The following is a 20177-nucleotide window of genomic DNA, read 5'->3' as shown; positions in this document are numbered from 1 at the left end:
GGGCGGGTGCGGTTGACGCCGCTACGGGTCGTCGGGGGGGCGGGTGTCGCGGGCGGGGCTACTGAGCGCCGAGCCCCGCGGCGTCCACCGTCGGCTTGCCGTCCGCCGTGAGCACCTTGTTGAGCAGCGTCAGGTCGTACAGCCCGTTGAGCTTCGGCGCCTTGAGCAGCCCGGCGTCCACGGCGTGCTGCGCCTCCTCGCCCGCGGTCTTCGCCAGCGGGTCGTCCAGCACCTGGATGGACTTCCAGGCCGGGTCGAGGACGTTGGCCGGGAGCGCCTTCTGCGTCAGCTTCTTGAGCTGCTCGTTCGCGTCCGCCTTGGCCTTGTCGGGGTTGGCCGCGATCCACGCGTTGGTGTTCACCGAACCGCGCAGCACCGCCTCGACCACGTCCGGGTGCGCCTTGAGGAACTTCTGCGACACGATCACATTGGTGATCACAAACTTGTTGTCGGGCCACAGCGTGCTCTCGTCCAGCAGCACCTTCGCGCCCTCGGCGACCAGCTTCGACGCGGTGGGCTCCGGCACCCACGCGCCGTCGATGGAGCCCTGCTTGTACGCGTCGGGGGTGATCTTGTTGTCGGTGCGGACCACCGACACATCGCCCTTGCCGCTCTGCGCGTCGACCTTCCAGCCCTTGGTCTTGATCCAGTTCAGCAGCGCCACGTCCTGGGTGTTGCCGAGCTGCGGGGTGGCGATCTTCTTGCCCTTGACGTCGTCCAGCGTCTTGATCTTGTCGGGGTTGACGACGAGCTTCACACCGCCGGACGCCGAACCCGAGATGATCTTCAGGCTGGCGCCGTTCGACTTGGTGTAGCCGTTGATCGCGGGGGAGGGGCCGATCCAGCCGATGTCGATGGAACCGGCGTTGAGCGCCTCGATCTCCTCGGGGCCCGCGTTGAAGGTCAGTTCCTTGACCGTGGTGGCGCCCAGTTCCTTCTGGAAGATGCCTTCCTTGAGGCCGACCAGCGGGGTGGCGTGCGTCAGGTTCGGGAAGTAGCCGATCTTGACCTGGTCGGCGGAGAGCTTCTTCGCGTCGGCACCGGCACTGGCGGCCGGCGCGGTCGTCGCGTCACTCGACTTGTCGTCGTTGGAGCCGTAGCCGCAGGCGGCGAGAGCGCCGAACAGGATCGGCAGGGCGGCGGCCGCGGCGGTGAGTCTGCGGCGGCGGAGGGCGCGGGATACGGGACGGGACTGGGCAGACACGTGGGTGTCCTCTCGTAAGGCCCGGCGTGTCGCGCTCGTGGTCAGGGCGCGGCCGGAAGTTCGTCAGGTCTTCGAAAGCGGTGCAACGGGGGCCGCTGTGCGCGGCGCTGGGGTACGGCGGCGGTCACGGCGTGCCCGTGGTCCGCGGCCGGGCGCGTCAGCCCACACATCGTGCGACCCCGCCCGTACCCGCGCCGAGCGAGCCGCTGCCGACGCGGCCGCCCTCCTTCGCGAAACCCGAGAAGGCATCCTGAGTCATCGTCAGAAGTCCCAACCCTCGTCGTCGGCCGCGCCACCCGCGGCCGGATCCGTCTTCTCCGCGAACGCCTCGCCCGCCATGCCCGCGGTCAGCGTCGTACCGTCCGCCGGGTCGATCAGCAGGAAGGAACCGGTCAGCCGGGAGTCCGCGTACGCGTCCACCGGCAGCGGCTCCGCGGTGCGCAGCAGCACCGCTCCGATGTCGTTGACCTCCAGTTCGGCGGGCTCGTTGTCGTGCGCGAGACCGTGCGAGAGGTCGATCCGGTACGGCAGGCCCTTGACGATCGCCTTCACCGTCCGGGTGGTGTGCTTGAGCAGCACGCGGTCGCCGATCCGCAGCGGACGCTCGTGCAGATGGCACACCGTGGCCCTGATGTCCTGGGTGATCGCGGGCGCCGTCGCGGTCGGCGCGATCATGTCGCCGCGCGAGATGTCCAGGTCGTCGGCGAGCAGCACCGTCACCGACTGCGGCGCCCACGCGGTGTCGACGGCCTCACCGAGCGCGTCGATCCCGGAGATCGTGGTGGTACGGCCCGACGGCAGCACGGTCACCGCGTCGCCGACGCGCAGCAGCCCCGAGACGATCTGGCCCGCGTAACCGCGGTAGTCCGGGTGCTCCGCGGTCTGCGGCCTGATCACGTACTGCACGGGGAACCGCGCAGGGCAGCCGGTCAGGTCGTGGCTGACCGGGACCGTCTCCAGGTGCTCCAGGACGGTCGGGCCGCCGTACCAGTCCATGTGCGCGGACGGCTCGACGACATTGTCACCGGCCAGCGCGGAGATCGGGATCGCGGTGATCTCCGGGACGCCCAGCGAGGCCGCGTAGGAGGTGAACTCCTCGGCGATGGCGGCGAACACGGGCTCCGCGTAGTCCACCAGGTCCATCTTGTTGACCGCGAGCACCACGTGCGGGACGCGCAGCAGGGCCGCGACGGCCGCGTGCCGCCTGGTCTGCTCGATCACGCCGTTGCGGGCGTCGACCAGCACCACGGCCAGCTCCGCCGTCGAGGCGCCGGTGACCATGTTGCGGGTGTACTGCACATGGCCCGGGGTGTCGGCGAGGATGAACCGCCGCCGCGCGGTGGCGAAGTAGCGGTAGGCGACGTCGATGGTGATGCCCTGCTCGCGCTCGGCCCGCAGGCCGTCGGTGAGCAGCGCCAGGTCCGGGGCCTCCTGGCCCCGGCCGAGCGACGCCCGCTCGACCGCCTCCAGTTGGTCGGTGAGCACCGACTTGGAGTCGTGCAGCAGCCGCCCCACCAGCGTGGACTTGCCGTCGTCGACGGAGCCCGCGGTGGCGAAGCGCAGCAGCGTGGTGGCCGACAACTGCTCGGCGGTGAGGGGGTTGGTGGGACCCGTGGTGGCGGTCATGGTTAGAAGTACCCCTCGCGCTTGCGGTCTTCCATCGCGGCTTCCGACATCTTGTCGTCGGCGCGGGTCGCGCCCCGCTCGGTCAGCCGGGAGGCGGCGATCTCGGTGATCACCGCGTCGAGCGTGGTGGCGGCGGAGTCGACGGCGCCCGTGCAGGACATGTCGCCGACCGTGCGGTAGCGCACCTGGCGGGTCTCCACCGGCTCACCGGCCTTCGGGCCGCCCCACTCGCCCGCGGTCAGCCACATCCCCGACCGGTTGAACACCTCGCGCTCGTGCGCGAAGTAGATCTCGGGCAGCGCGATCTTCTCGCGGGCGATGTACTGCCACACGTCCAGCTCGGTCCAGTTGGACAGCGGGAAGACCCGTACGTGCTCGCCCGGCGCGTGCTTGCCGTTGTAGAGCTGCCACAGCTCGGGGCGCTGGCGGCGCGGATTCCACTGCGAGAACTCGTCGCGCAGCGAGAACACCCGCTCCTTGGCCCGCGCCTTCTCCTCGTCGCGCCGACCGCCGCCGAACACCGCGTCGAAGCGGTGCTCCCTGATGGCCTCGGTCAGCGGCACCGTCTGGAGCGGGTTGCGGGTGCCGTCGGGGCGCTCGCGCAGCCGCCCGTCGTCGATGTACTCCTGCACCATCGCGACATGCAGCCGAAGGCCGTGCTCGGCGACCGTACGGTCCCGGAACTCCAGCACCTCGGGGAAGTTGTGCCCGGTGTCCACATGCAGCAGCGAGAACGGCACCGCCGCGGGCGCGAACGCCTTCAGCGCCAGGTGCAGCATGACGATCGAGTCCTTGCCGCCGGAGAAGAGGATCACCGGCCGCTCGAACTCGCCCGCCACCTCCCGGAAGATGTGCACGGCCTCGGACTCCAGCGCGTCCAGGTGCGAGAGGGCGTACGGGCTGTCCGTGCTTCCGGAGTGCGCGACGGCGGCGGTCATATGGTGAGCCCCTTCTCGACAAGCAGCGCGTGCAGTACGGAAGCCGACTCCTCGACCGTGCGGCCCTGGGTCTCGATCCGCAGATCGGGGTCGGCCGGGATCTCGTACGGGTCGTCCACGCCGGTCAGGCCGGTCAGTTCACCCGCGGCCTGCTTGGCGTACAGGCCCTTGACGTCACGCACCGAGCAGACCTCGACCGGTGTCGCGACATGCACCTCGACATAGCCGGTGCCCTGCTGCTGGTGGCGCTTGCGGACGGCCTCGCGGCTGTCGGCGTACGGCGCGATGACCGGGACGAGCGCCAACACGCCGTGCGAGGCGAGGAGTTCGGCGACGAAGCCGATGCGCTGCACATTGGTGTGCCGGTCCTCGCGGCTGAAGCCGAGGCCCGCGGAGAGGAATTCGCGGATCTCGTCGCCGTCGAGCACCTCGACCCGGCGGCCCTGCGCGCGCAGCCGCTCGGCGAGTGCGTGGGCGATGGTGGTCTTGCCCGCGCTCGGCAGACCGGTGAGCCAGACGGTGGCGCCGGTGGTCATCCCCAACTCCTGACTGGTCGTCACTGCCTCGGTCGTCACCGCGCCGGTCCGCGCGGGGCCGGCCTTCGTGGCACCGGTCCCCGTCCGACCGGCCGTCACAGGTGGATCCCGCACTCGGTCTTGCCCAGGCCCGCCCAGCGGCCGGCGCGGGCGTCCTCGCCCTCCAGCACCCGGCGGGTGCACGGCGCGCAGCCCACCGAGGCGTAACCGTCCGTCAGCAGCGGGTTGGTGAGGACCCCGTGCTCGGCGACGTACGCCTCCACGTCGTCCTGCGTCCAGCGGGCGATCGGCGCGATCTTGACCTTCCGCCGCTTGGCGTCCCAGGACACCACCGGGGTGTTGGCCCGGGTCGGCGACTCGTCGCGGCGCAGGCCCGTCGCCCACGCCTCGTAGCCGCGCAGGCCCTCCTCCAGCGGAGCGACCTTGCGCAGCGCGCAGCACCGGTCGGGGTCGCGGTCGTGCAGCTTCGGCCCGTACTCGGCGTCCTGTTCGGCGACGGTCTGGCGCGGGCTGATCGTGATGACGTTGACGTCCATCACGGCCGCCACCGCGTCCCGCGTGCCGATGGTCTCGGGGAAGTGGTAGCCGGTGTCGAGGAAGACCACGTCCACGCCGGGCAGCGCCCGCGAGGCGAGGTGCGCGACCACGGCGTCCTCCATCGAGGACGTGACGCAGAACCGCGGCCCGAAGGTGTCGGCGGCCCAGCGCAGCACGTCGAGCGCGGACGCCTCCTCCAGGTCGCGGCCCGCCTGCTCGGCCAGGGTGCGCAAGTCCTCGGCGGTGTGCTGTGCGGTGGTCACGAGGCGCCTCCATGCGGGGAGTTGGCGGTCGTTCCCCTGGACAGCAGCCCGAGGAACTTCAGCGTGAATGCGCGATTGCAGGCGTGGCATTCCCACGCGCCGTGGCCTTCCTCGGACGGACGCAGGTCCTCGTCCCCGCAGTAGGGGCAGTAGAACGGCGCGGCCCGCTCGCTCATGACAGCTCCTCAGCGGAGGCGCGCGCCGCCCACTGCGCGAAGCGCTCGCCGTCGGTGCGACCGGCCTGGAAGCGGGTCAGCACCCGCTCCACGTAGTCCGGCAGCTCCGCCGAAGTGACCTTCAGACCGCGGACCTTGCGGCCGAAGCCCGCCTCCAGGCCGAGGCTGCCGCCCAGGTGCACCTGGAAGCCCTCGACCTGCTCGCCGTCGGCGTCGGTGACGAGCTGTCCCTTGAGACCGATGTCCGCGACCTGGATACGGGCGCAGGAGTTGGGGCAGCCGTTGATGTTGATGGTGACCGGCTCGTCGAAGTCCGGCAGCCGCCGCTCCAGTTCGTCGATGAGCGAGGCGCCGCGCGCCTTGGTCTCCACGATGGCGAGCTTGCAGAACTCGATTCCGGTGCAGGCCATGGTGCCGCGCCGGAAGGGCGACGGCGTGGCCTGGAGGTCCAGCGACTCCAGACCCGCGACCAGCGACTCGACCCGGGACTCCTCGACGTCCAGGACGAGCATCTTCTGGTCGACGGTGGTCCGCAGCCGGTCGGAGCCGTGCTCGGCGGCCAGTTCGGAGATCTTCGTCAGCGTCGCGCCGTCGATCCGGCCGACCCGCGAGGCGAAGCCGACGTAGAAGCGGCCGTCCTGCTGCCGGTGCACGCCGATGTGGTCGCGCCACTGCTGCACCGGCTGGTCGGGCGCCGGACCGTCGGTCAGCTCGCGCTTGAGGTAGTCGTCCTGGAGCACCTGGCGGAACTTCTCCGGACCCCAGTCGGCGACCAGGAACTTCAGCCGGGCGCGGGCGCGCAGCCGCCGGTAGCCGTAGTCGCGGAAGATGCCGATGACGCCCGCCCACACCTCGGGCACCTCGTCCAGCGGCACCCAGGCGCCCAGCCGCACACCGAGCTTGGGGTTGGTGGACAGCCCGCCGCCGACCCACAGGTCGAAGCCGGGGCCGTGCTCGGGGTGCCGGACGCCGACGAAGGCGATGTCGTTGATCTCGTGCGCCACGTCCAGCAGCGGCGAGCCGGAGACCGCGGTCTTGAACTTCCGCGGCAGGTTGGAGAATTCCTTGCTGCCGATGTAGCGGTCGTGGATCTCGTCGATCGCGGTGGTGCCGTCGATGATCTCGTCCTCGGCGATGCCCGCGACGGGCGAGCCGAGGATGACGCGGGGCGTGTCGCCGCACGCCTCCATGGTGGACAGGCCGACCGCCTCCAGGCGGCGCCAGATCTCCGGTACGTCCTCGATCCGGATCCAGTGGTACTGGATGTTCTGCCGGTCGGTGAGGTCGGCGGTGCCGCGGGCGAACTCCTGCGAGATCTCGCCGATCACCCGGAGCTGGGCCACGGTCAGCCGGCCGCCGTCGATCCTGACCCGCATCATGAAGAACTCGTCGTCCAGCTCCTCCGGCTCCAGGATGGCGGTCCTGCCGCCGTCGATCCCGGGGCGGCGCTGCGTGTACAGCCCGTACCAGCGCATCCGGCCGCGCAGGTCGGCGCCGTCGATGGACTGGAATCCGGCCTTGGAGTAGATCGTCTCAATGCGTGTCCGCACATTGAGACCGTCGTCGTCCTTCTTGGTCTGCTCGTTGCCGTTGAGCGGCGTGAAGTGCCCCATGGCCCACTGGCCCTCACCGCGGTGCCGTCCGGCCTTGCGGCGCGACGCGGCAGCCCCGGCGGCGGCGTCTCCGGCCGGAGTCTGGGGCAGGTCAGGGGTGGAAGCCATGGCGATGCGTCCTTCGGGCAGGCTCGAATACGGTCGATTACGCGCGGGAGCACCCTATGGCCTGGGAAAACGCAGGGCTGTGAAACACAGCGGGGCGGCCGGGGACTTCCGGGCATCCACGACGACGGGGATGGCGGGGAGCGGAGCTAAGTCGGTCAGACCGCCGGACAGATGGCGCTGGACACGCGGCAGAAGTCGACGTGCGGCCGACCTACCAAGGCGATTCCAGTGCGTGACATGACGAAAGCGTGGCATGCGGGTCTCCGGAGAGTCCACCGCCATCCATTATGTGGACCAGATAATCTCACCAGGTGAGAAACTGTGGCGTCGGTCACGCCCCGCCCGGCGCGACCGGCGGGCGGACGGTCACGCGACCGGCGCGCGCACGGTCACGCGCCCGGCGGAGTGGACGGGGAAGCGGCGACCGTCGTGTCGAACACCCGGAAGCCGCGCCGCCGGTAGTTGTCCAGCGCGTACGGCCCGTCCAGCGAGCAGGTGTGCACCCACACCCGCTCGGTCGGTTCCCTTCCCTCCCAGCGGTCGCCCAGGTCCCAGGCCCGCTCGGTGCCGAAGGACAGCAGATGGCCGCCGAGACCGCGGCCCCTGGAGTCCGGCAGCAGCCCGAAGTAGACGATCTCCACCACGCCCGCGTCCTGCGCCCCCAGCTCCACATAACCCGCGGGGGTGCCGTGTTCGTACGCCACCCACACCTCGGTGCCGGGCCGCGCCAGATGCGCCCGCCACTGCTCCGGCGGCCACGGCAGCCGGTCCCGCCACGCGCAGTCCGCGCCGACCGCCGTATACAGAAAGCGCCCGAATTCGGCCGACGGGACCTGCGACCGCACGATCCGGACACCCGACGCCTCGGGCGGCACGGCCGCGGCCCGCAGCTCGTCGGGCGAGGTCAGTTCGAGGGACCAGGTGGTCACGGGCGTACTCATGCGGCCCACCCTAGGCGGTGCGGCCCAGCGCCCCGGGCCCGCCCCGGACGCCGCGACCGGGCACCCGGTGGCCGGATCTCGCCCCCGGCCCGCGCCCGTACCGCGCTCCGCGCGCCCCCACCGCGCGGACACGTCCTCTTGACGGCCGCGCCGCCGACTCGTTTCGATGGTCATCACGCGAATGCGGCCGGACACGTACGGTGACCGGCCGCGCCCGGCGGCCGTACGGTCAGCGGCGCGCGGCCAGCACCGCGGGCGCGAGCGAGTGCGGGAGGAGGTCCAACGGGTGGTGCGGACGGATGAGTTCGACATTCACCCCGTCGGCGAAGCGGTACGGCCGGTGCGCCAGCACGCCCGCCAGATTCCGCCGCAGCCGGGACAGCTCCGCGCGCACCGTCACCGTACGGCTCGGATCGCCGAACAAGTCGGCGGCCAGCTCGGCCGCGGTCCTGCCGCCGCGGTGCACGGCGAGTACGAACAGCAGCTCCGCGTGGCGCGGACTGAGCTGCTGCGCCCAGCTCCCGGCCGCGCCGCTCACCGTCACCATCCAGTTGCGCGGACGGCTCACGTCCAGCACCACCTGGCTCGCGCCCGACGCCCGCTCGCGGCTGCCCAGCCGTACCAGCCAGCCGCCCGGCAGCGGCTCCACCGAGCACAGGCCGAGCGAGGGCAGCCACATCTGCCCGGCGCTGACGGCCGCGGGCAGTTGCAGCCGGTCCGGCGGCGCCATCCCGGCCACCGCCGCCACCCAGCCGTTGGGGTCGACGGCCAGCGCCTGGCCCTCCATCCGGGCCAGCAGCGGCGCGGCCACCGACCGCAGCCGCTCGACCGCCGCCCAGTGCCTGGCCCGCAGTTCGCCCTCGGCGACCCTGGCCACCGCGGAGACCAGCGACAGATTCGCCGGGTGCGCGGTGGAGGCGGGACCGGTCACGTTCACCACGCCCAGCAGCCGTCCGTCGCGCGGATCGTGCAGCGGGGCCGCGGCGCAGGTCCAGCCGTGCAGATTGCGCACGTAGTGCTCGGCGGAGTGCACCTGGAGGGGGGTGCCGGTCACCAGCGCCGTACCGATCGCGTTCGTGCCGACCGCGTCCTCGGCCCAGCTCGCGCCCTCGGCGAAGCCCAGCCGGTCCGCGAGGGACTTGCGGGACGCGAGGCTGCCGTCGCGCCACAGCACCCGGCCCTCCGGGTCGGTGACGATCATGATGTGCCCGGCCACGTCCGCGACCGCGTGCAGACCGTCGCGCAGCAGCGGCAGCAGAGCGCCGAGCGGGGTGGACTGCCGCCGGTACTCCAGCTCGTCGGTGCCCAGCAGCCCGTCGTTGCGACCGGTGTCCGGGTCCAGGCCCCGGCTCAGGGCGCGTGTCCATGACTCGCCGATCACCGGCCGCGGCGGCTTCGGCGGCACATCACCCGCAAGAGTGGCTTCCCGGACCGAGGCCAGCAGGTGCGCGGACGCGCGGGCGTCCATCGCGTCCCTCCGGCCGACCTGGATCGGAAAGTGTGTCACGTCGCCCCCGCCCTGCGTGCTCTCCGTCTTCCACTGCCCATGGTGCCGCCGTACGGGCCCGGCCGTCGCGATTTCCCTCCCCTCCGCCGGAGGTCCCCGCACGGCCTGACGACATGTGCAACGGGCTGCAACCATTGCGAGCGTACGCGACTTCGACGGAGAGTGACGCGGCGTCACCGGCGCGCGGCAGCCCCCCGCCCGCGCTGCCGGGACGGTCGGCCTGACGGCCCAACAGACCGGGGGTGGTGCCGAGTCGGCGCGGCGCCACCCTCCGTGGGCGCGGCGGCGGAAACCTTTCTGCTCCCCCTTCGGGGGGCGAGCGGAGGGACAGCCGCTGCCGCGCCGTTTTCCGTTCCGCCGCGACGGGACTTCGCGGACGCGCCCTAGGACTGGACCGGGCGGGCGCGGTCGACGATCGAGGACAGGTCCAGGGTGTGGGGGAGGGTGCCGAAGGTGGCGCCCCAGTCGTGGCCGAGGCGGGAGGCGCAGAAGGCGTCGGCGACCTCGGGGGGCGCGAAGCGGACCAGGAGGGTGCCCTGGAGGACCAGCGCCATGCGCTCGACGATGCGGCGGGCGCGGGTCTCGACTCCGTCGAGGTCGGCGAGTTCGCCGAGGAGGTCCTTGACGGCGCCGTCGAGGCGGTGGTCGGCCCCGCGGGCCAGCCCCAGCTCGGCCAGGAAGGCGTTGAGGGCCAGCGGCTCCCGCTGGAGGACGCGCAGCACGTCGAGGGCCTGGACGTTCCCCGAGCCCTCCCACACCGAGTTCAGCGGCGACTCGCGGAAGATCCGCGGCATGCCGGACTCCTCCACGTAGCCGTTGCCGCCCAGGCACTCCAGCGCCTCGGCCGCGACGACCGGACAGCGCTTGGTGACCCAGAACTTGGTGACGGCCACCGCCAGCCGCCGGAAGTGCCGCTCCTGCTCGGTGTCCGCGTCGCAGGCCGCCGCCAGCCGCAGCGCCGTGGTCGTCGCGGCTTCCGACTCCAGCGCGAGGTCCGCCAGCACGTTGCGCATCAGCGGCTTGTCGGCCAGCGGCCCGCCGAAGGCGCTGCGGTACGTGGCGTGGTGCACGGCCTGCGCCACCGCCTGCCGCATGAGGGCGGCCGAGCCCAGCGCGCAGTCGAGACGGGTCGCCGCGACCATCTCGATGATGGTGGCCACCCCGCGCCCCTCGTCGCCGACCCGCCGCGCCCACGTACCGCTGAACTCCACCTCCGAGGAGGCGTTGGAGCGGTTGCCGAGCTTGTCCTTCAGCCGCTGGATCGCGAAGACGTTGCGGGTGCCGTCCGGCAGCACGCGCGGCAGCAGGAAGCAGGTCAGCCCTCCCGGCGCCTGCGCCAGGACGAGGAAGCCGTCCGACATCGGCGCGGAGCAGAACCACTTGTGCCCGGTCAGCGCGTACGCGCCGTCCTCCGCCAGCGGCTCGGCGTGCGTGGTGTTGGCCCGTACGTCGGAGCCGCCCTGCTTCTCCGTCATGCCCATTCCGAACAGCGCGCCCGGCTTCTCGCCGGCCGCGACCAGTTGCGGATCGTAGACCCGCGACCCGAGCCGCGGCTCCCACTCGGCGGCCAGCGCCGGGTCGGTGCGCAGTGCGGGCACCGCCGCGTGCGTCATCGACACCGGACAGCCGTGCCCGGCGTCGACCTGCGACCAGACCAGGAACCCGGCGGCCCGCCTGAGGTGCCCGTCGGGCCGCGACCAGGCGTCGGTGAGACCGGCGGTGACCGCGTGCCCGAGCAGCCGGTGGTACGAGGGGTGGAAGTCCACCTCGTCGATCCGGTTGCCGTAGCGGTCGTGGGTGCGCAGCACGGGCGAGTACGTGTTCGCCTCCTCGCCCCAGCGCTGTGCCTGGGCGGATCCCGCGGCCTTGCCCAGCTCGCTCAACTCGTCCGTGATCTCCGTGAGCCCGGCCGGATCGGCGTGGCGGGCCACGGCCTCCACGAGGGCGCTGTCGGTGCTGTACACGTCATGGCCGACCAGCGGCGGAGCCTGATTGGTCACCGTGTGAGTGAGGGTGCTCATGGCAGCTAACGTAAGGGGGTGCAAGCAGCCGAAGAAAGAGGCCATCGTCGCCCGAGCAGGTGGCGCCGGGCTCGGGTGGTGTACCGCAACGTCTCCAAGCGCAAGGTCGCTTGGCTGCTGCTGAAGGACACCGTCAACTCCTGCATGGAGTACCGGGTGACCGGCCTCGCCGCCGAGGCGGCCTTCTTCGTCCTGCTGTCGCTGCCGCCGCTGCTGCTCGGCCTGGTCGGCGCCCTCGGCTACGTCGACACCGTCATCGGCCTCGACACCATCGACCACATCCGGCACAACATCCTCACGGCGTCCTCCACCGTGCTCTCCGACAAGGGCGTCAACCAGCTCGTCAAACCCCTGGTCGACGACGTCTTCCACGGCCGCCGCCCGGACCTGATCTCGCTCGGCTTCCTGATCGCCCTGTGGTCGGGCTCCCGCGCGGTCAACGTCTTCGTGGACACCATCACCATCATGTACGGCCTGGAGGGCCGCCGCGGCATCGTCAAGACCCGGCTGATGTCGCTGGTGCTGTACGTCGTCGCGCTGATACTGGGCGCCGCCGTCCTGCCGCTGGTCGTCGCGGGACCCGACGCGGTGGTCGACGTGCTGCCGGGCGGCGAGGGCGCGGTCGCGGTGCTGTACTGGCCCGCCGTCCTGCTCGCCACGATCGCCTTCCTCACCACGCTCTACCACGTGTCGGTGCCGGTGCGCTCCGCCTGGTACGAGGACGTGCCCGGCGCGCTGATCGCGCTGCTGATGTGGGTGGTCGGCAGCTTCGTCCTGCGCATCTACCTCACCCACACCGTCGAGGGACCGACGATCTACGGCTCGCTGGCCGCACCGGTCGCCGTCCTGCTGTGGATCGGCGTGTCCGCCTTCGCCGTCCTGGTCGGCGCGGCCGTCAACGCGGCCGTGGACCGGGTGTGGCCGTCGCTGGCCACCGCCGCGGCCCGCGAGGAGAACGCCAGGCTGCGGGAGGCCGCGGCGGCCGAGGTCGTCGCGCAGGCCGCCGCCCGCAGGGCCGCGTACGCCGGGGACGAGGACGGCGACCCCGACGACGACCCGCCCGCCGAATACCCCGAGCGGTGGGCGGAATTCCTGCCGCACGCCGATGTGCGGTCCCGGCTGCGCCGCCGCCCCGACGTACCGCCGATGGCTCCGGCGACCCCGCCCGCCCGGCACTCGGCCCCGCACCGCTCGGCCTCCCGGCCCGCGCCTCCGCCGCCCGCCGCGCCCCCGCCGCCGATGCCGCCCTTCCCGCCGGAGCTGTGACGCGCGGCTCGGCTCGGCGGGACCGGCGGCCGGGTCGCGGTGCACCATGGAGGCATGTACGAGGAACGTGCCGCCGCGGTGCCGGGCGTCACCGTGTGGACCCGTGAGAACGGCGGCGGGTCCTACCGCGTGCTGCCCGACGGCTGCATGGACCTGATCTGGTACGACGGCGGCCTGCTGGTCGCGGGCCCCGACACCCGCGCGTTCGTCGCCGACGACGCGCCGGGCGGCTCGTACGCGGGGCTGCGGTTCGCGCCGGGGCTCGGCCCGCTGGTGCTGGGAGTGCCGGCCCGCGAGCTGCGCGACCGCAGGGTGCCGCTGGACGCGCTGTGGCCCGCGGCGCGCGCTGGACGGCTGGCGGACCGGCTGGGCGGCCGGGACGCCGCCGCCGTCCTCGACGCCTGGGCGGTGACGCGGCTCGGCGCGGCCGGGCCCGTCGATCCCCTCCCGGGCGGCGTCGCCAGGGCGCTGGCCGCGGGCCGCCCAGTGGGCGCGATCGCGGCCGGGACGGGCCTGGGGGAGCGGCAGTTGCGCCGCCGCTGCGAGGCCGCGTTCGGCTACGGGCCCAAGACGCTCGGCCGGGTGCTGCGGCTGCAGAGGGCGCTGGAGCTGGCCCGCGGGGGCACCGCGTTCGCGCAGGTCGCGGCGGTCGCGGGCTACGCCGACCAGGCCCATCTCGCGCGCGAGGTCAAGTCGCTCGCGGGCGTGCCGCTCGGGCGGCTCATCCAGCCGACGGCTCCGGCATAGCGGCGAAGAGGTCGACGGTGTTGCCGTCCGGGTCGTACACGGCCGCGTAGCGCTGGCCCCAGAAGGCGTCCCACGGCTTGAGGTGGCCCGTGTGCCCGGCCTCGGTCAGCTCGGCGTAGGCCGCGTCCACGCCCTCGGGGGCGCCGCAGTCGAAGGCCAGCGACATCCGGGAGCCGGTGGCGGGCGACCAGTCGGGGTCGAAGGAGCGGACGGTCTCCACGGTGTCCCAGGCCAGCCGCAGACCGCCGGGGAGCGTGACCTCGACGTGCGGCTCCGCGTCCGCCGCCGCGGGCAGCTCGATGCCCAGGCGCCGGTAGAAGGCGAGCGAGGCGGCCATGTCCGCGACGACGAGGCCGATCAGATCGATACGGGGCGTGAGGGGTGCGTTCATGCCGTTCACGCTAGGCGGGCCGGGCGCCGGGTGTCTTGAACGAAACGGACACCCGGCACCCGACCTGCGACCCCCCGGCCCCCACCGGGGTTGTGAGCGTCGCCGCGGTCGCGCACCGTGCTCCGCGGGCGACGCGGTCCGAAGGATGCGATGAGGCCGATGGGGACTGATGAAGGCCGATGGGGTCGGATGAGGCCGATGGGGTCGGACGGGGCCCGACGGGGAGGAGTACGGGCCAGTGGTAAGGGGGAGGTATGCGGTGGTGCGTGGAAGGAAAGCTTCTTGTCCGTTGGTTCGGAAGGATCGCCCCACCGGGCCGCCGCGTCAAGGGCTGGGTCAAGGAAGTGAACGAAAAACAACTCACCCCCCGGTCAACGCTGTTACTAGGTCAAGGATTCGACCGCGAGTCATTGACATGAACATAGTCTGGACCTTTCAATCGCGGTACAGGCGCACGTCCCCCACCGTCGCGCACAAGGAAGGTCCCCCACATGATCAGATCCCGCACACAAATACCCTGGTCGCGCACCCTGTTGAGGCTGTTCGCGCTGTTCGCCGTGGTGCTCGGGGTACAGGCGGGGCCCGCGCACACCGCGCAGGCCGCCGACTTCAAGGTGATCGCCTTCTACGACGGCACGTACGACGCCGCCCACATCAACTTCGTCCACGAAGCGAACGCGTGGTTCCCGCAGCACGCGGCGCAGTACGGCTTCTCGTACACCTCGACCAACGACTGGAGCCAGCTCAACACCGCCAACCTGGCCCAGTACCAGGTGGTCATGTTCCTCGACAACGCCCCGCAGACCGCGGCCCAGCAGAGCGCGTTCCAGACGTACATGAACAACGGCGGCGGCTGGATCGGCTTCCATGTCGCGGCCTACAACGACGCGTCGTCCAACGGCTGGTCCTGGTACCACCAGACCTTCCTCGGCACCGGCACCTTCAAGTCCAACACCTGGGGGCCGACCGCCGAGACGCTGAAGATCGAGGACCCGAACCACCCGGCCACCGCGGGCCTGCCCGGCACGATCGCCTCGTCCGTCAGCGAGTGGTATAGCTGGCAGAACGACCTGCGGCAGAACCCGAACATCGACATCCTGGCCTCGATGGACCAGTCGACGTTCCCGATCGGGACCGACCCCAACCAGACCTGGTACAGCGGCTATTACCCGATCGTGTGGACCAACAAGAACTACAAGATGGTCTACAACAACTTCGGGCACAACGCGATGAACTACGACACCAACACCGCGCTGTCGTCCACCTTCGCCAGCGCCCAGCAGAACCAGTTGCTGATCCAGGAGATCCGCTGGGCGGCGGGCCAGAGCGGCCCGGTCACCCCGCCGCAGGGCGGCCCGACCGGCGCCATCCACGGCTACGGCGGCAAGTGCGTGGACATCGCGGGCGCCAGCAGCACCAACGGCGCGGCCGTACAGCTCTACGACTGCAACGGCACCAGCGCCCAGACCTGGGCGGTCGGTTCCGACGGCACGCTCAAGGCCCTCGGCAAGTGCATGGACGTCACCTCGGCGGGCACGGCCAACGGCACCAAGGTGCAGCTCTACGACTGCAACGGCAGCGCCGCCCAGAAGTGGACGCGCAGCGGGAGCACGCTGGTGAACGCCGGGTCGGGCAAGTGCCTGGACGCGACGGGCCCCAGCAGCGCCAACGGCACCCGGCTCCAGATCTGGACCTGCGGCACGGGCGCCAACCAGCAGTGGACGCTGCCGAGTTGATCCCCCGGCCGGGCTGATCTCCGCGGCCGGCCGACACCCGAGCGGAGCCGGGCCACGGCCCGGCTCCGTACTCGTACGCCCCACGCCCACCTGAGGCCACACCCACCCCGGATGAACGCGGCGCGCGCCGGTCGCGTATTACTCCCACAGGGGTTGCGGCGTGCGCCGCCCCCGGGGGAGGGGACGACCGGTGACACCGGAAGAACGCGAAACCGGGCAGCACACCGAGCACTACGAGATGCTGGTGTCGTTCGCCCTCGGCCACGTGCGCGACCGCGCGCAGGCCGAGGACGTGGCCCACGAGACGCTGCTGCGCGCCTGGCTGCACCTCGGCCGGATCGAGCCGGGCAGCGCCACCGTCCGCGCCTATCTGCTGACCATCGCCCGCAATCTGCTGGCCGTGACACCGGGGGCCGGCTCGCCGCCGAACTCCCGCTGAGGGCCGCCGCGTCGGTACCGCTGAGCCCCGCCGACCGGCCGGCTCACGCGGGATAGGCGTGCGTCTGGGCCGCCTTGACCGTCGCCCACACCTGCGCGCCCTCGTGCAGGCCCAGTTCGGCCACGGACACCGCCGTCAGGTCGGCGGTCAGCGGCAGGTCGTCGGCGCTCCCGGTGAGAGCGACACGGATCTGGTCGCCGTGCGACTCCAGGCCGCAGATCCTGGCCCGCCAGGTGTTGCGCGCGCTGGAGTCCGGCCGGTCGGTGGAGAGCGTGACCGCGCTCGGCGGGAAGGCCACGAAGGCGGGCCCCGTCAGCTCCTCCGTGGCGGTCACGGTCAGCTCCGGACCGAGCCGGACCGTATGTCCCTCGGCCTCGCCCCGGTAGAGATTGAGCCCGACCAGCCGCGCGATGTAGTCCGTACGCGGACGGCGGGCGATCTCCGCGGGCGTGCCCTCCTGCACCACCCGCCCGTGCTCGATCACCACCAGCCGGTCGGCCAGCACCATCGCGTCCAGCGGGTCGTGCGTCACCAGCACCGCCACCGCCTCGAACGCGGCCAGATGGCGGCGCAGCTCCGCCCGTACGTCCAGCCGCGCGCGGGCGTCCAGCGCCGCCAGCGGCTCGTCGAGCAGCAGCAGCCGCGGCCCGGTCGCCAACGCCCTGGCCAGCGCCACGCGTTGGGCCTGCCCGCCGGACAGCCGCCGCGGCTTGACGCCCGCGTGGTCCGCGAGCCCCATCCGGTCCAGCAGATCCGCCGCCCGCGCCCGCGCGTCCGCCTTGGACGCGCCGTGGCAGCGCGGCCCGAAGGCGACATTGTCCAGCGCGGTCAGATGCGGGAAGAGCAGATAGTCCTGGAAGATCACTCCGACCGGCCGGTCCTCGGCCGGCACCCGCCGCCGTACCGCCGGTTCCTCCAGCGTCCGCCCGTCGAGCCGCAGATGGCCGCCGGACAGCGGGGCGAGACCGGCCAGCGTACGCAGCGCGGTGGTCTTGCCCGCGCCGTTCGGACCGAGCAGCGCCAGCACCTCGCCGGGCGGCACCGACAGCCGTACGTCCAGCCGGAAGGTGCCGCGGTCCAGGACGAGACGCGCGTCGAGGCCGTCGGCGTCCTCGGCACCCCGCACGTCGGGCCCGTCCCCCTTGTCGAGTCTCATGACGCGGCCGTCCAGCGTTCGCGCAGCCCGGCGAGGACCGCGACGGAGACCGCGAGCAGGACGAGGCTGAGCGCGATGGCGGCGGCCGGATCGTCCTGGAGCGCCAGATACACCGCCAGCGGCATCGTCTGCGTACGGCCGGGGAAACTGCCCGCGAAGGTGATGGTCGCGCCGAACTCGCCCAGCGCCCTGGCCCAGGCCAGCACCGCGCCCGCCGCGACACCCGGTGCGATCATCGGCAGGGTGACCCGGCGGAAGGCGGTGAACCGCGAGGCGCCCAGCGTCGCCGCCGCCTCCTCGAACCGCGTGTCGGCCGCCCGCAGCGTCCCCTCGACGGTGATCACCAGGAACGGCATCGCCACGAACGTCTCCGCCACCACCACACCGGCCGTCGTGAACGGCAGCGTGACGCCGAACGCCGAGTCCAGCCAGCGCCCCACCACACCGTTGCGCCCCAGCGCCAGCAGCAGCGCCACACCGCCGACCACCGGCGGCAGCACCAGCGGCAGCGTCACCAGCGAGCGCACCAGACCGCGGCCGGGAAACGTCGTACGGGCCAGCAGCCACGCCAGCGGGACCCCGAACACCAGCGACACGGCGGTCGCCGTGGTCGCGGTCTCCAACGACAGCCGCAGCGCCGTCCACACCTCGGAACTGGTGAGCTGCGACGGCAGGCTCCGCCACGGCGCCCGGATCAGCAGCGCCAGCAGCGGCAGCAGCAGAAAGACGAGCGCGATCAGCGCGGGCAGCAGCAACGGCAGCGGGACACCGCCGCGGCTGCGCACGAAGCGGCGCCGCGGCCGGTGCCCGGGAAGTCCCGGACCGGCCGCGGCGCCCCACCGCTCCCGACCGGTCACGGGTTGAGGAAGCCCGCCCCGGTGAGCACCTTCTGGCCCTCGGCGGACCGCACCAGCGCGATGAACGCCTGCGCGGCCGTCCCGTTGGGCGCGTTCTTCAGCTCCACGATCGGGTACGTGTTGATCGCCTTCGCCGACTCGGGGAAGTCCACGCCCTGCACCTTGCCGCCCGCGGCCTTCACGTCGGTCTTGTAGACCACCGCCGCGTCGACCTCCTTCAGCTCCACCTTCGTCAGCGCGGCCTTCACGTCCTGCTCGTAACTGACCGGCGTCAGCTTCAGCCCGCTGTCGGTCAGCGCCGTCTGCGCGGCGGCCCCGCACGGCACCGTCTTCGCGCACAGCGCGACCTTGAGGCCGGACTTCGTCAGGTCCTTCAGCGACGCGATCTTGTCCGGGTTGCCGGGCAGCGTCGCGATCTCCAACTGGTTGCGCACGAAGGGGGCGGGAGTGCCCGCCGCGTCCTTGGCGTCGGTGACGATCTTCATCGTCTTCGTACTGGCCGCCGCGAAGACGTCAGCGGGCGCGCCCGAGGTGATGCTGGCCGCGAGCACGTCGCTGCCGCCGAAGTTGAACGTCACCTTCGTGCCGGGGTACGCGGCCTCGAACTGCTTGCCGAGCGTCGTGAAGGACTCCTTCAGCGACGCCGCCGCGAACACGGTCACGGAACCGGTGACCTTCGGCGTGGTCGCCGACGCGGAAGCGGAGGACGAGGCGGAGGGGGACGACGACGAGCCGTCGGAACCCTTGTCCGAGGACGAGCAGGCAGTGAGCGCCAGCAGTACGGCGGCGCCGCCGACGGCCGCCACCATGCCGCGGCGCCGTTCGGTACGGATCATCACAGGAACTCTCTCTCTGCCGCGCACCAGGTCATTGTGACGATCATAGTGACGCATCTGCGAGGGATAAGTCTCCTGGCGCATTGCATAAGCCGCATGATCCAGCTGTCCGCCTCGTTTGTGCGATCACACAACCATGATGACGTCCAGGGTGCGGGGGCCGTGGACGCCTTCGACGCGGTCGAGTTCGATGTCGCTGGTGGCGGAGGGGCCTGAGATCCAGGTCTGGGGCCGGGTGGGGTCCAGGCGGGGGAGGGCCTGGGGGACCGAGGCGACGATCTGCGCGGGGGTGATGACGCAGATGTGGTGGTCGGGGACGAGGGTGATCCGGCGGCGGCCCTGGTCGGGGGAGGTGTCGAGCACGATGGTGCCGGTCTCGGCGATGGCCAGGGCGCAGCCGGTGATCACGGTGTCGATCGCGTCGAGGTCGTAGGTGGTCTGCTCGGGCCGGTCGGTGTGCCGCTCGGTGTCGGGGCCGATCGCGTCGAGCCAGTGCGCGGGCAGGCCCTGCGGGGTGACGACGCTGCGGCTGCCGTGCTCGGCGATCAGGCGGGCGACGGTCGCGGGCAGTCCGGTCTCGTCCGTGTGGTGGACGTGGGCCCGGTAGTCGGTGAGGTTCTCCGCGAGGAGGGTCGCGGTCTCCTGCGGGGTGCGGTCGGCGTGGGTGTGCAGGTAGTCCCTGGTGAGGGGGGTGTCGTGCGGGCGGTCGTCGCGGGGGACGTCCGCGAGGGCGTTGCGGATGCGGGTGAGGACGGTGTCGCGGGAGGTCACTGGCCGTTCTCCTCGGTCTGGGGGTGGTTGTGTTTGTTGTGTTGCCACCAGTCGCGGAAGGTCTGTGGGGGGAGGGTGGGGAGGTCGCGGGTGGCGGTCCAGGCTTTGGCGGGTCCGGGGAGTCGTTGGGGGTGGAGGTGTCGGGTGCGGGTGGCGAGGCGCTGGCCCTGGCGCATGAGGGCGGGGTGGTCGAGTGTCCAGCGGGCGGCGCGCATGGTGGCGCGTTCGGCGGCGTGGCCTTTGGCGGGTTTGATGGTGACGCGTTGGCCGTTGTGGGTGGTGGTGGCGCCTTGGGCGACGCGTTCGCGGAGGTGGACGAGGACTTCGGGGATGTTGATGGCGACGGGGCAGACGTCGTAGCAGGCGCCGCAGAGGGTGGAGGCGTAGGGGAGGGAGGCGTCGAGTTCGGTGGCGGTGGTGCGGAGTTGGGGGGTGAGGATGGCGCCGATGGGGCCGGGGTAGGGGGAGCCGTAGGCGTGGCCGCCGGCGCGTTCGTAGACGGGGCAGA

21 protein-coding genes are annotated in these 20177 nt (G+C 72.0%); 4 read left to right on the top strand and 17 right to left on the bottom strand.

Annotated elements, in window-relative coordinates; genetic code table 11:
- Nucleotides 1-58: 58 nt before the first annotated feature.
- From ACZ4EF_RS30040 to ACZ4EF_RS29990, 11 genes are all read right to left on the bottom strand, one after another.
- Nucleotides 59-1204 carry an aliphatic sulfonate ABC transporter substrate-binding protein gene (locus ACZ4EF_RS30040; RefSeq protein ID WP_355338726.1) on the bottom strand — a complete coding sequence of 382 codons (1146 nt, stop codon included), beginning with the start codon at nt 1202-1204 and terminating at the stop codon, nt 59-61.
- Between the two features lie 261 nt (nt 1205-1465).
- Nucleotides 1466-2830 (bottom strand): sulfate adenylyltransferase subunit 1, encoded by a 1365-nt coding sequence (locus tag ACZ4EF_RS30035; protein WP_401312203.1) that lies wholly within the window; start codon nt 2828-2830, stop codon nt 1466-1468.
- Nucleotides 2831-2832: 2 nt separating this feature from the next.
- A complete protein-coding gene (gene cysD / locus ACZ4EF_RS30030; RefSeq protein WP_355338732.1) occupies nt 2833-3768 on the bottom strand; it encodes a sulfate adenylyltransferase subunit CysD in 936 nt (311 codons plus the stop codon).
- The gene (cysC, locus tag ACZ4EF_RS30025; RefSeq protein WP_355338820.1) at nt 3765-4304 is read right to left on the bottom strand and encodes an adenylyl-sulfate kinase; all 540 of its coding nucleotides are present in this window, start codon (nt 4302-4304) and stop codon (nt 3765-3767) included. The genes cysD and cysC overlap by 4 nt, the downstream gene beginning before the upstream one ends.
- A gap of 95 nt (nt 4305-4399) precedes the next feature.
- Entirely contained in the window at nt 4400-5104 is a 705-nt protein-coding gene (locus tag ACZ4EF_RS30020) for a phosphoadenylyl-sulfate reductase (RefSeq protein WP_355338735.1), read from the bottom strand.
- Nucleotides 5101-5280, bottom strand: a complete 180-nt coding sequence (locus tag ACZ4EF_RS30015; protein ID WP_355338738.1) for a hypothetical protein — start codon at nt 5278-5280, stop codon at nt 5101-5103. The genes ACZ4EF_RS30020 and ACZ4EF_RS30015 overlap by 4 nt, the downstream gene beginning before the upstream one ends.
- Nucleotides 5277-7001: a nitrite/sulfite reductase gene (locus tag ACZ4EF_RS30010; protein WP_391163896.1), complete on the bottom strand. Its 1725-nt coding sequence runs from the start codon at nt 6999-7001 to the stop codon at nt 5277-5279. The genes ACZ4EF_RS30015 and ACZ4EF_RS30010 overlap by 4 nt, the downstream gene beginning before the upstream one ends.
- 155 nt (nt 7002-7156) lie before the next feature.
- Nucleotides 7157-7240, bottom strand: a complete 84-nt coding sequence (locus ACZ4EF_RS30005; protein ID WP_355338823.1) for a putative leader peptide — start codon at nt 7238-7240, stop codon at nt 7157-7159.
- Between the two features lie 150 nt (nt 7241-7390).
- A complete protein-coding gene (locus tag ACZ4EF_RS30000) occupies nt 7391-7942 on the bottom strand; it encodes a GNAT family N-acetyltransferase (protein WP_355338744.1) in 552 nt (183 codons plus the stop codon).
- 229 nt (nt 7943-8171) lie between these two features.
- Complete coding sequence (locus tag ACZ4EF_RS29995) at nt 8172-9449, bottom strand: GAF domain-containing protein (protein WP_391163898.1); 1278 nt, start codon at nt 9447-9449, stop codon at nt 8172-8174.
- A gap of 383 nt (nt 9450-9832) precedes the next feature.
- The gene (locus tag ACZ4EF_RS29990) at nt 9833-11470 is read right to left on the bottom strand and encodes an acyl-CoA dehydrogenase family protein (RefSeq protein ID WP_355338747.1); all 1638 of its coding nucleotides are present in this window, start codon (nt 11468-11470) and stop codon (nt 9833-9835) included.
- 18 nt (nt 11471-11488) lie between these two features.
- On the opposite strand from ACZ4EF_RS29990, the gene ACZ4EF_RS29985 reads away from it, so the two are divergent.
- Both ACZ4EF_RS29985 and ACZ4EF_RS29980 read left to right on the top strand, forming a co-directional pair.
- Complete coding sequence (locus tag ACZ4EF_RS29985) at nt 11489-12736, top strand: YihY/virulence factor BrkB family protein (RefSeq protein ID WP_401312214.1); 1248 nt, start codon at nt 11489-11491, stop codon at nt 12734-12736.
- Between the two features lie 54 nt (nt 12737-12790).
- Nucleotides 12791-13483 (top strand): helix-turn-helix domain-containing protein, encoded by a 693-nt coding sequence (locus tag ACZ4EF_RS29980; RefSeq protein WP_401312217.1) that lies wholly within the window; start codon nt 12791-12793, stop codon nt 13481-13483.
- On the opposite strand, the gene ACZ4EF_RS29975 is transcribed toward ACZ4EF_RS29980, so the two are convergent.
- Nucleotides 13458-13874, bottom strand: coding sequence for a VOC family protein (locus tag ACZ4EF_RS29975; RefSeq protein ID WP_391048703.1), 417 nt, complete (start codon nt 13872-13874; stop codon nt 13458-13460). The two genes, ACZ4EF_RS29980 and ACZ4EF_RS29975, sit on opposite strands and share 26 nt — an antisense overlap.
- A 491-nt stretch (nt 13875-14365) precedes the next feature.
- On the opposite strand from ACZ4EF_RS29975, the gene ACZ4EF_RS29970 reads away from it, so the two are divergent.
- Nucleotides 14366-15610, top strand: coding sequence for a ThuA domain-containing protein (locus tag ACZ4EF_RS29970; protein ID WP_355338759.1), 1245 nt, complete (start codon nt 14366-14368; stop codon nt 15608-15610).
- A gap of 190 nt (nt 15611-15800) precedes the next feature.
- On the top strand, nt 15801-16049 hold the full coding sequence (locus ACZ4EF_RS29965; RefSeq protein ID WP_355338762.1) for an RNA polymerase sigma factor: 249 nt from the start codon (nt 15801-15803) through the stop codon (nt 16047-16049).
- Between the two features lie 43 nt (nt 16050-16092).
- Here the strand turns inward: ACZ4EF_RS29965 and ACZ4EF_RS29960 are convergent, their stop codons facing one another.
- The 5 genes from ACZ4EF_RS29960 to ACZ4EF_RS29940 form a co-directional block, all read right to left on the bottom strand.
- On the bottom strand, nt 16093-17205 hold the full coding sequence (locus tag ACZ4EF_RS29960; protein WP_401312224.1) for an ABC transporter ATP-binding protein: 1113 nt from the start codon (nt 17203-17205) through the stop codon (nt 16093-16095).
- Complete coding sequence (locus ACZ4EF_RS29955) at nt 17202-18062, bottom strand: ABC transporter permease (protein ID WP_355338768.1); 861 nt, start codon at nt 18060-18062, stop codon at nt 17202-17204. The genes ACZ4EF_RS29960 and ACZ4EF_RS29955 overlap by 4 nt, the downstream gene beginning before the upstream one ends.
- A complete protein-coding gene (modA, locus tag ACZ4EF_RS29950) occupies nt 18059-18898 on the bottom strand; it encodes a molybdate ABC transporter substrate-binding protein (protein WP_401724024.1) in 840 nt (279 codons plus the stop codon). The genes ACZ4EF_RS29955 and modA overlap by 4 nt, the downstream gene beginning before the upstream one ends.
- Nucleotides 18899-19024: 126 nt before the next feature.
- Nucleotides 19025-19669: a LutC/YkgG family protein gene (locus ACZ4EF_RS29945; RefSeq protein ID WP_355338774.1), complete on the bottom strand. Its 645-nt coding sequence runs from the start codon at nt 19667-19669 to the stop codon at nt 19025-19027.
- A partial coding sequence (locus ACZ4EF_RS29940) for a lactate utilisation protein LutB domain-containing protein (protein ID WP_467507204.1) occupies nt 19666-20177 on the bottom strand: 512 nt, incomplete at its 5' end. The genes ACZ4EF_RS29945 and ACZ4EF_RS29940, both read right to left, overlap by 4 nt.

It is taken from the genome of Streptomyces sp. NPDC025721 (genome assembly GCF_055558595.1).
This window is presented reverse-complemented; position numbering and strand designations above follow the sequence as displayed.

Bases quoted from the DNA above. Each gene is read 5' to 3' on its own strand.
- ACZ4EF_RS30035 (WP_401312203.1), bottom strand. From the start codon at position 2,830: ATGACCGCCACCACGGGTCCCACCAACCCCCTCACCGCCGAGCAGTTG.
- cysD (WP_355338732.1), bottom strand. From the start codon at position 3,768: ATGACCGCCGCCGTCGCGCACTCCGGAAGCACGGACAGCCCGTACGCC.
- cysC (WP_355338820.1), bottom strand. From the start codon at position 4,304: ATGACCACCGGCGCCACCGTCTGGCTCACCGGTCTGCCGAGCGCGGGC.
- ACZ4EF_RS30015 (WP_355338738.1), bottom strand. From the start codon at position 5,280: ATGAGCGAGCGGGCCGCGCCGTTCTACTGCCCCTACTGCGGGGACGAG.
- ACZ4EF_RS30010 (WP_391163896.1), bottom strand. From the start codon at position 7,001: ATGGCTTCCACCCCTGACCTGCCCCAGACTCCGGCCGGAGACGCCGCC.
- ACZ4EF_RS30005 (WP_355338823.1), bottom strand. From the start codon at position 7,240: ATGTCACGCACTGGAATCGCCTTGGTAGGTCGGCCGCACGTCGACTTC.
- ACZ4EF_RS30000 (WP_355338744.1), bottom strand. From the start codon at position 7,942: ATGAGTACGCCCGTGACCACCTGGTCCCTCGAACTGACCTCGCCCGAC.
- ACZ4EF_RS29990 (WP_355338747.1), bottom strand. From the start codon at position 11,470: ATGAGCACCCTCACTCACACGGTGACCAATCAGGCTCCGCCGCTGGTC.
- ACZ4EF_RS29980 (WP_401312217.1), top strand. From the start codon at position 12,791: ATGTACGAGGAACGTGCCGCCGCGGTGCCGGGCGTCACCGTGTGGACC.
- ACZ4EF_RS29975 (WP_391048703.1), bottom strand. From the start codon at position 13,874: ATGAACGCACCCCTCACGCCCCGTATCGATCTGATCGGCCTCGTCGTC.
- ACZ4EF_RS29970 (WP_355338759.1), top strand. From the start codon at position 14,366: ATGATCAGATCCCGCACACAAATACCCTGGTCGCGCACCCTGTTGAGG.
- ACZ4EF_RS29960 (WP_401312224.1), bottom strand. From the start codon at position 17,205: ATGAGACTCGACAAGGGGGACGGGCCCGACGTGCGGGGTGCCGAGGAC.
- modA (WP_401724024.1), bottom strand. From the start codon at position 18,898: ATGATCCGTACCGAACGGCGCCGCGGCATGGTGGCGGCCGTCGGCGGC.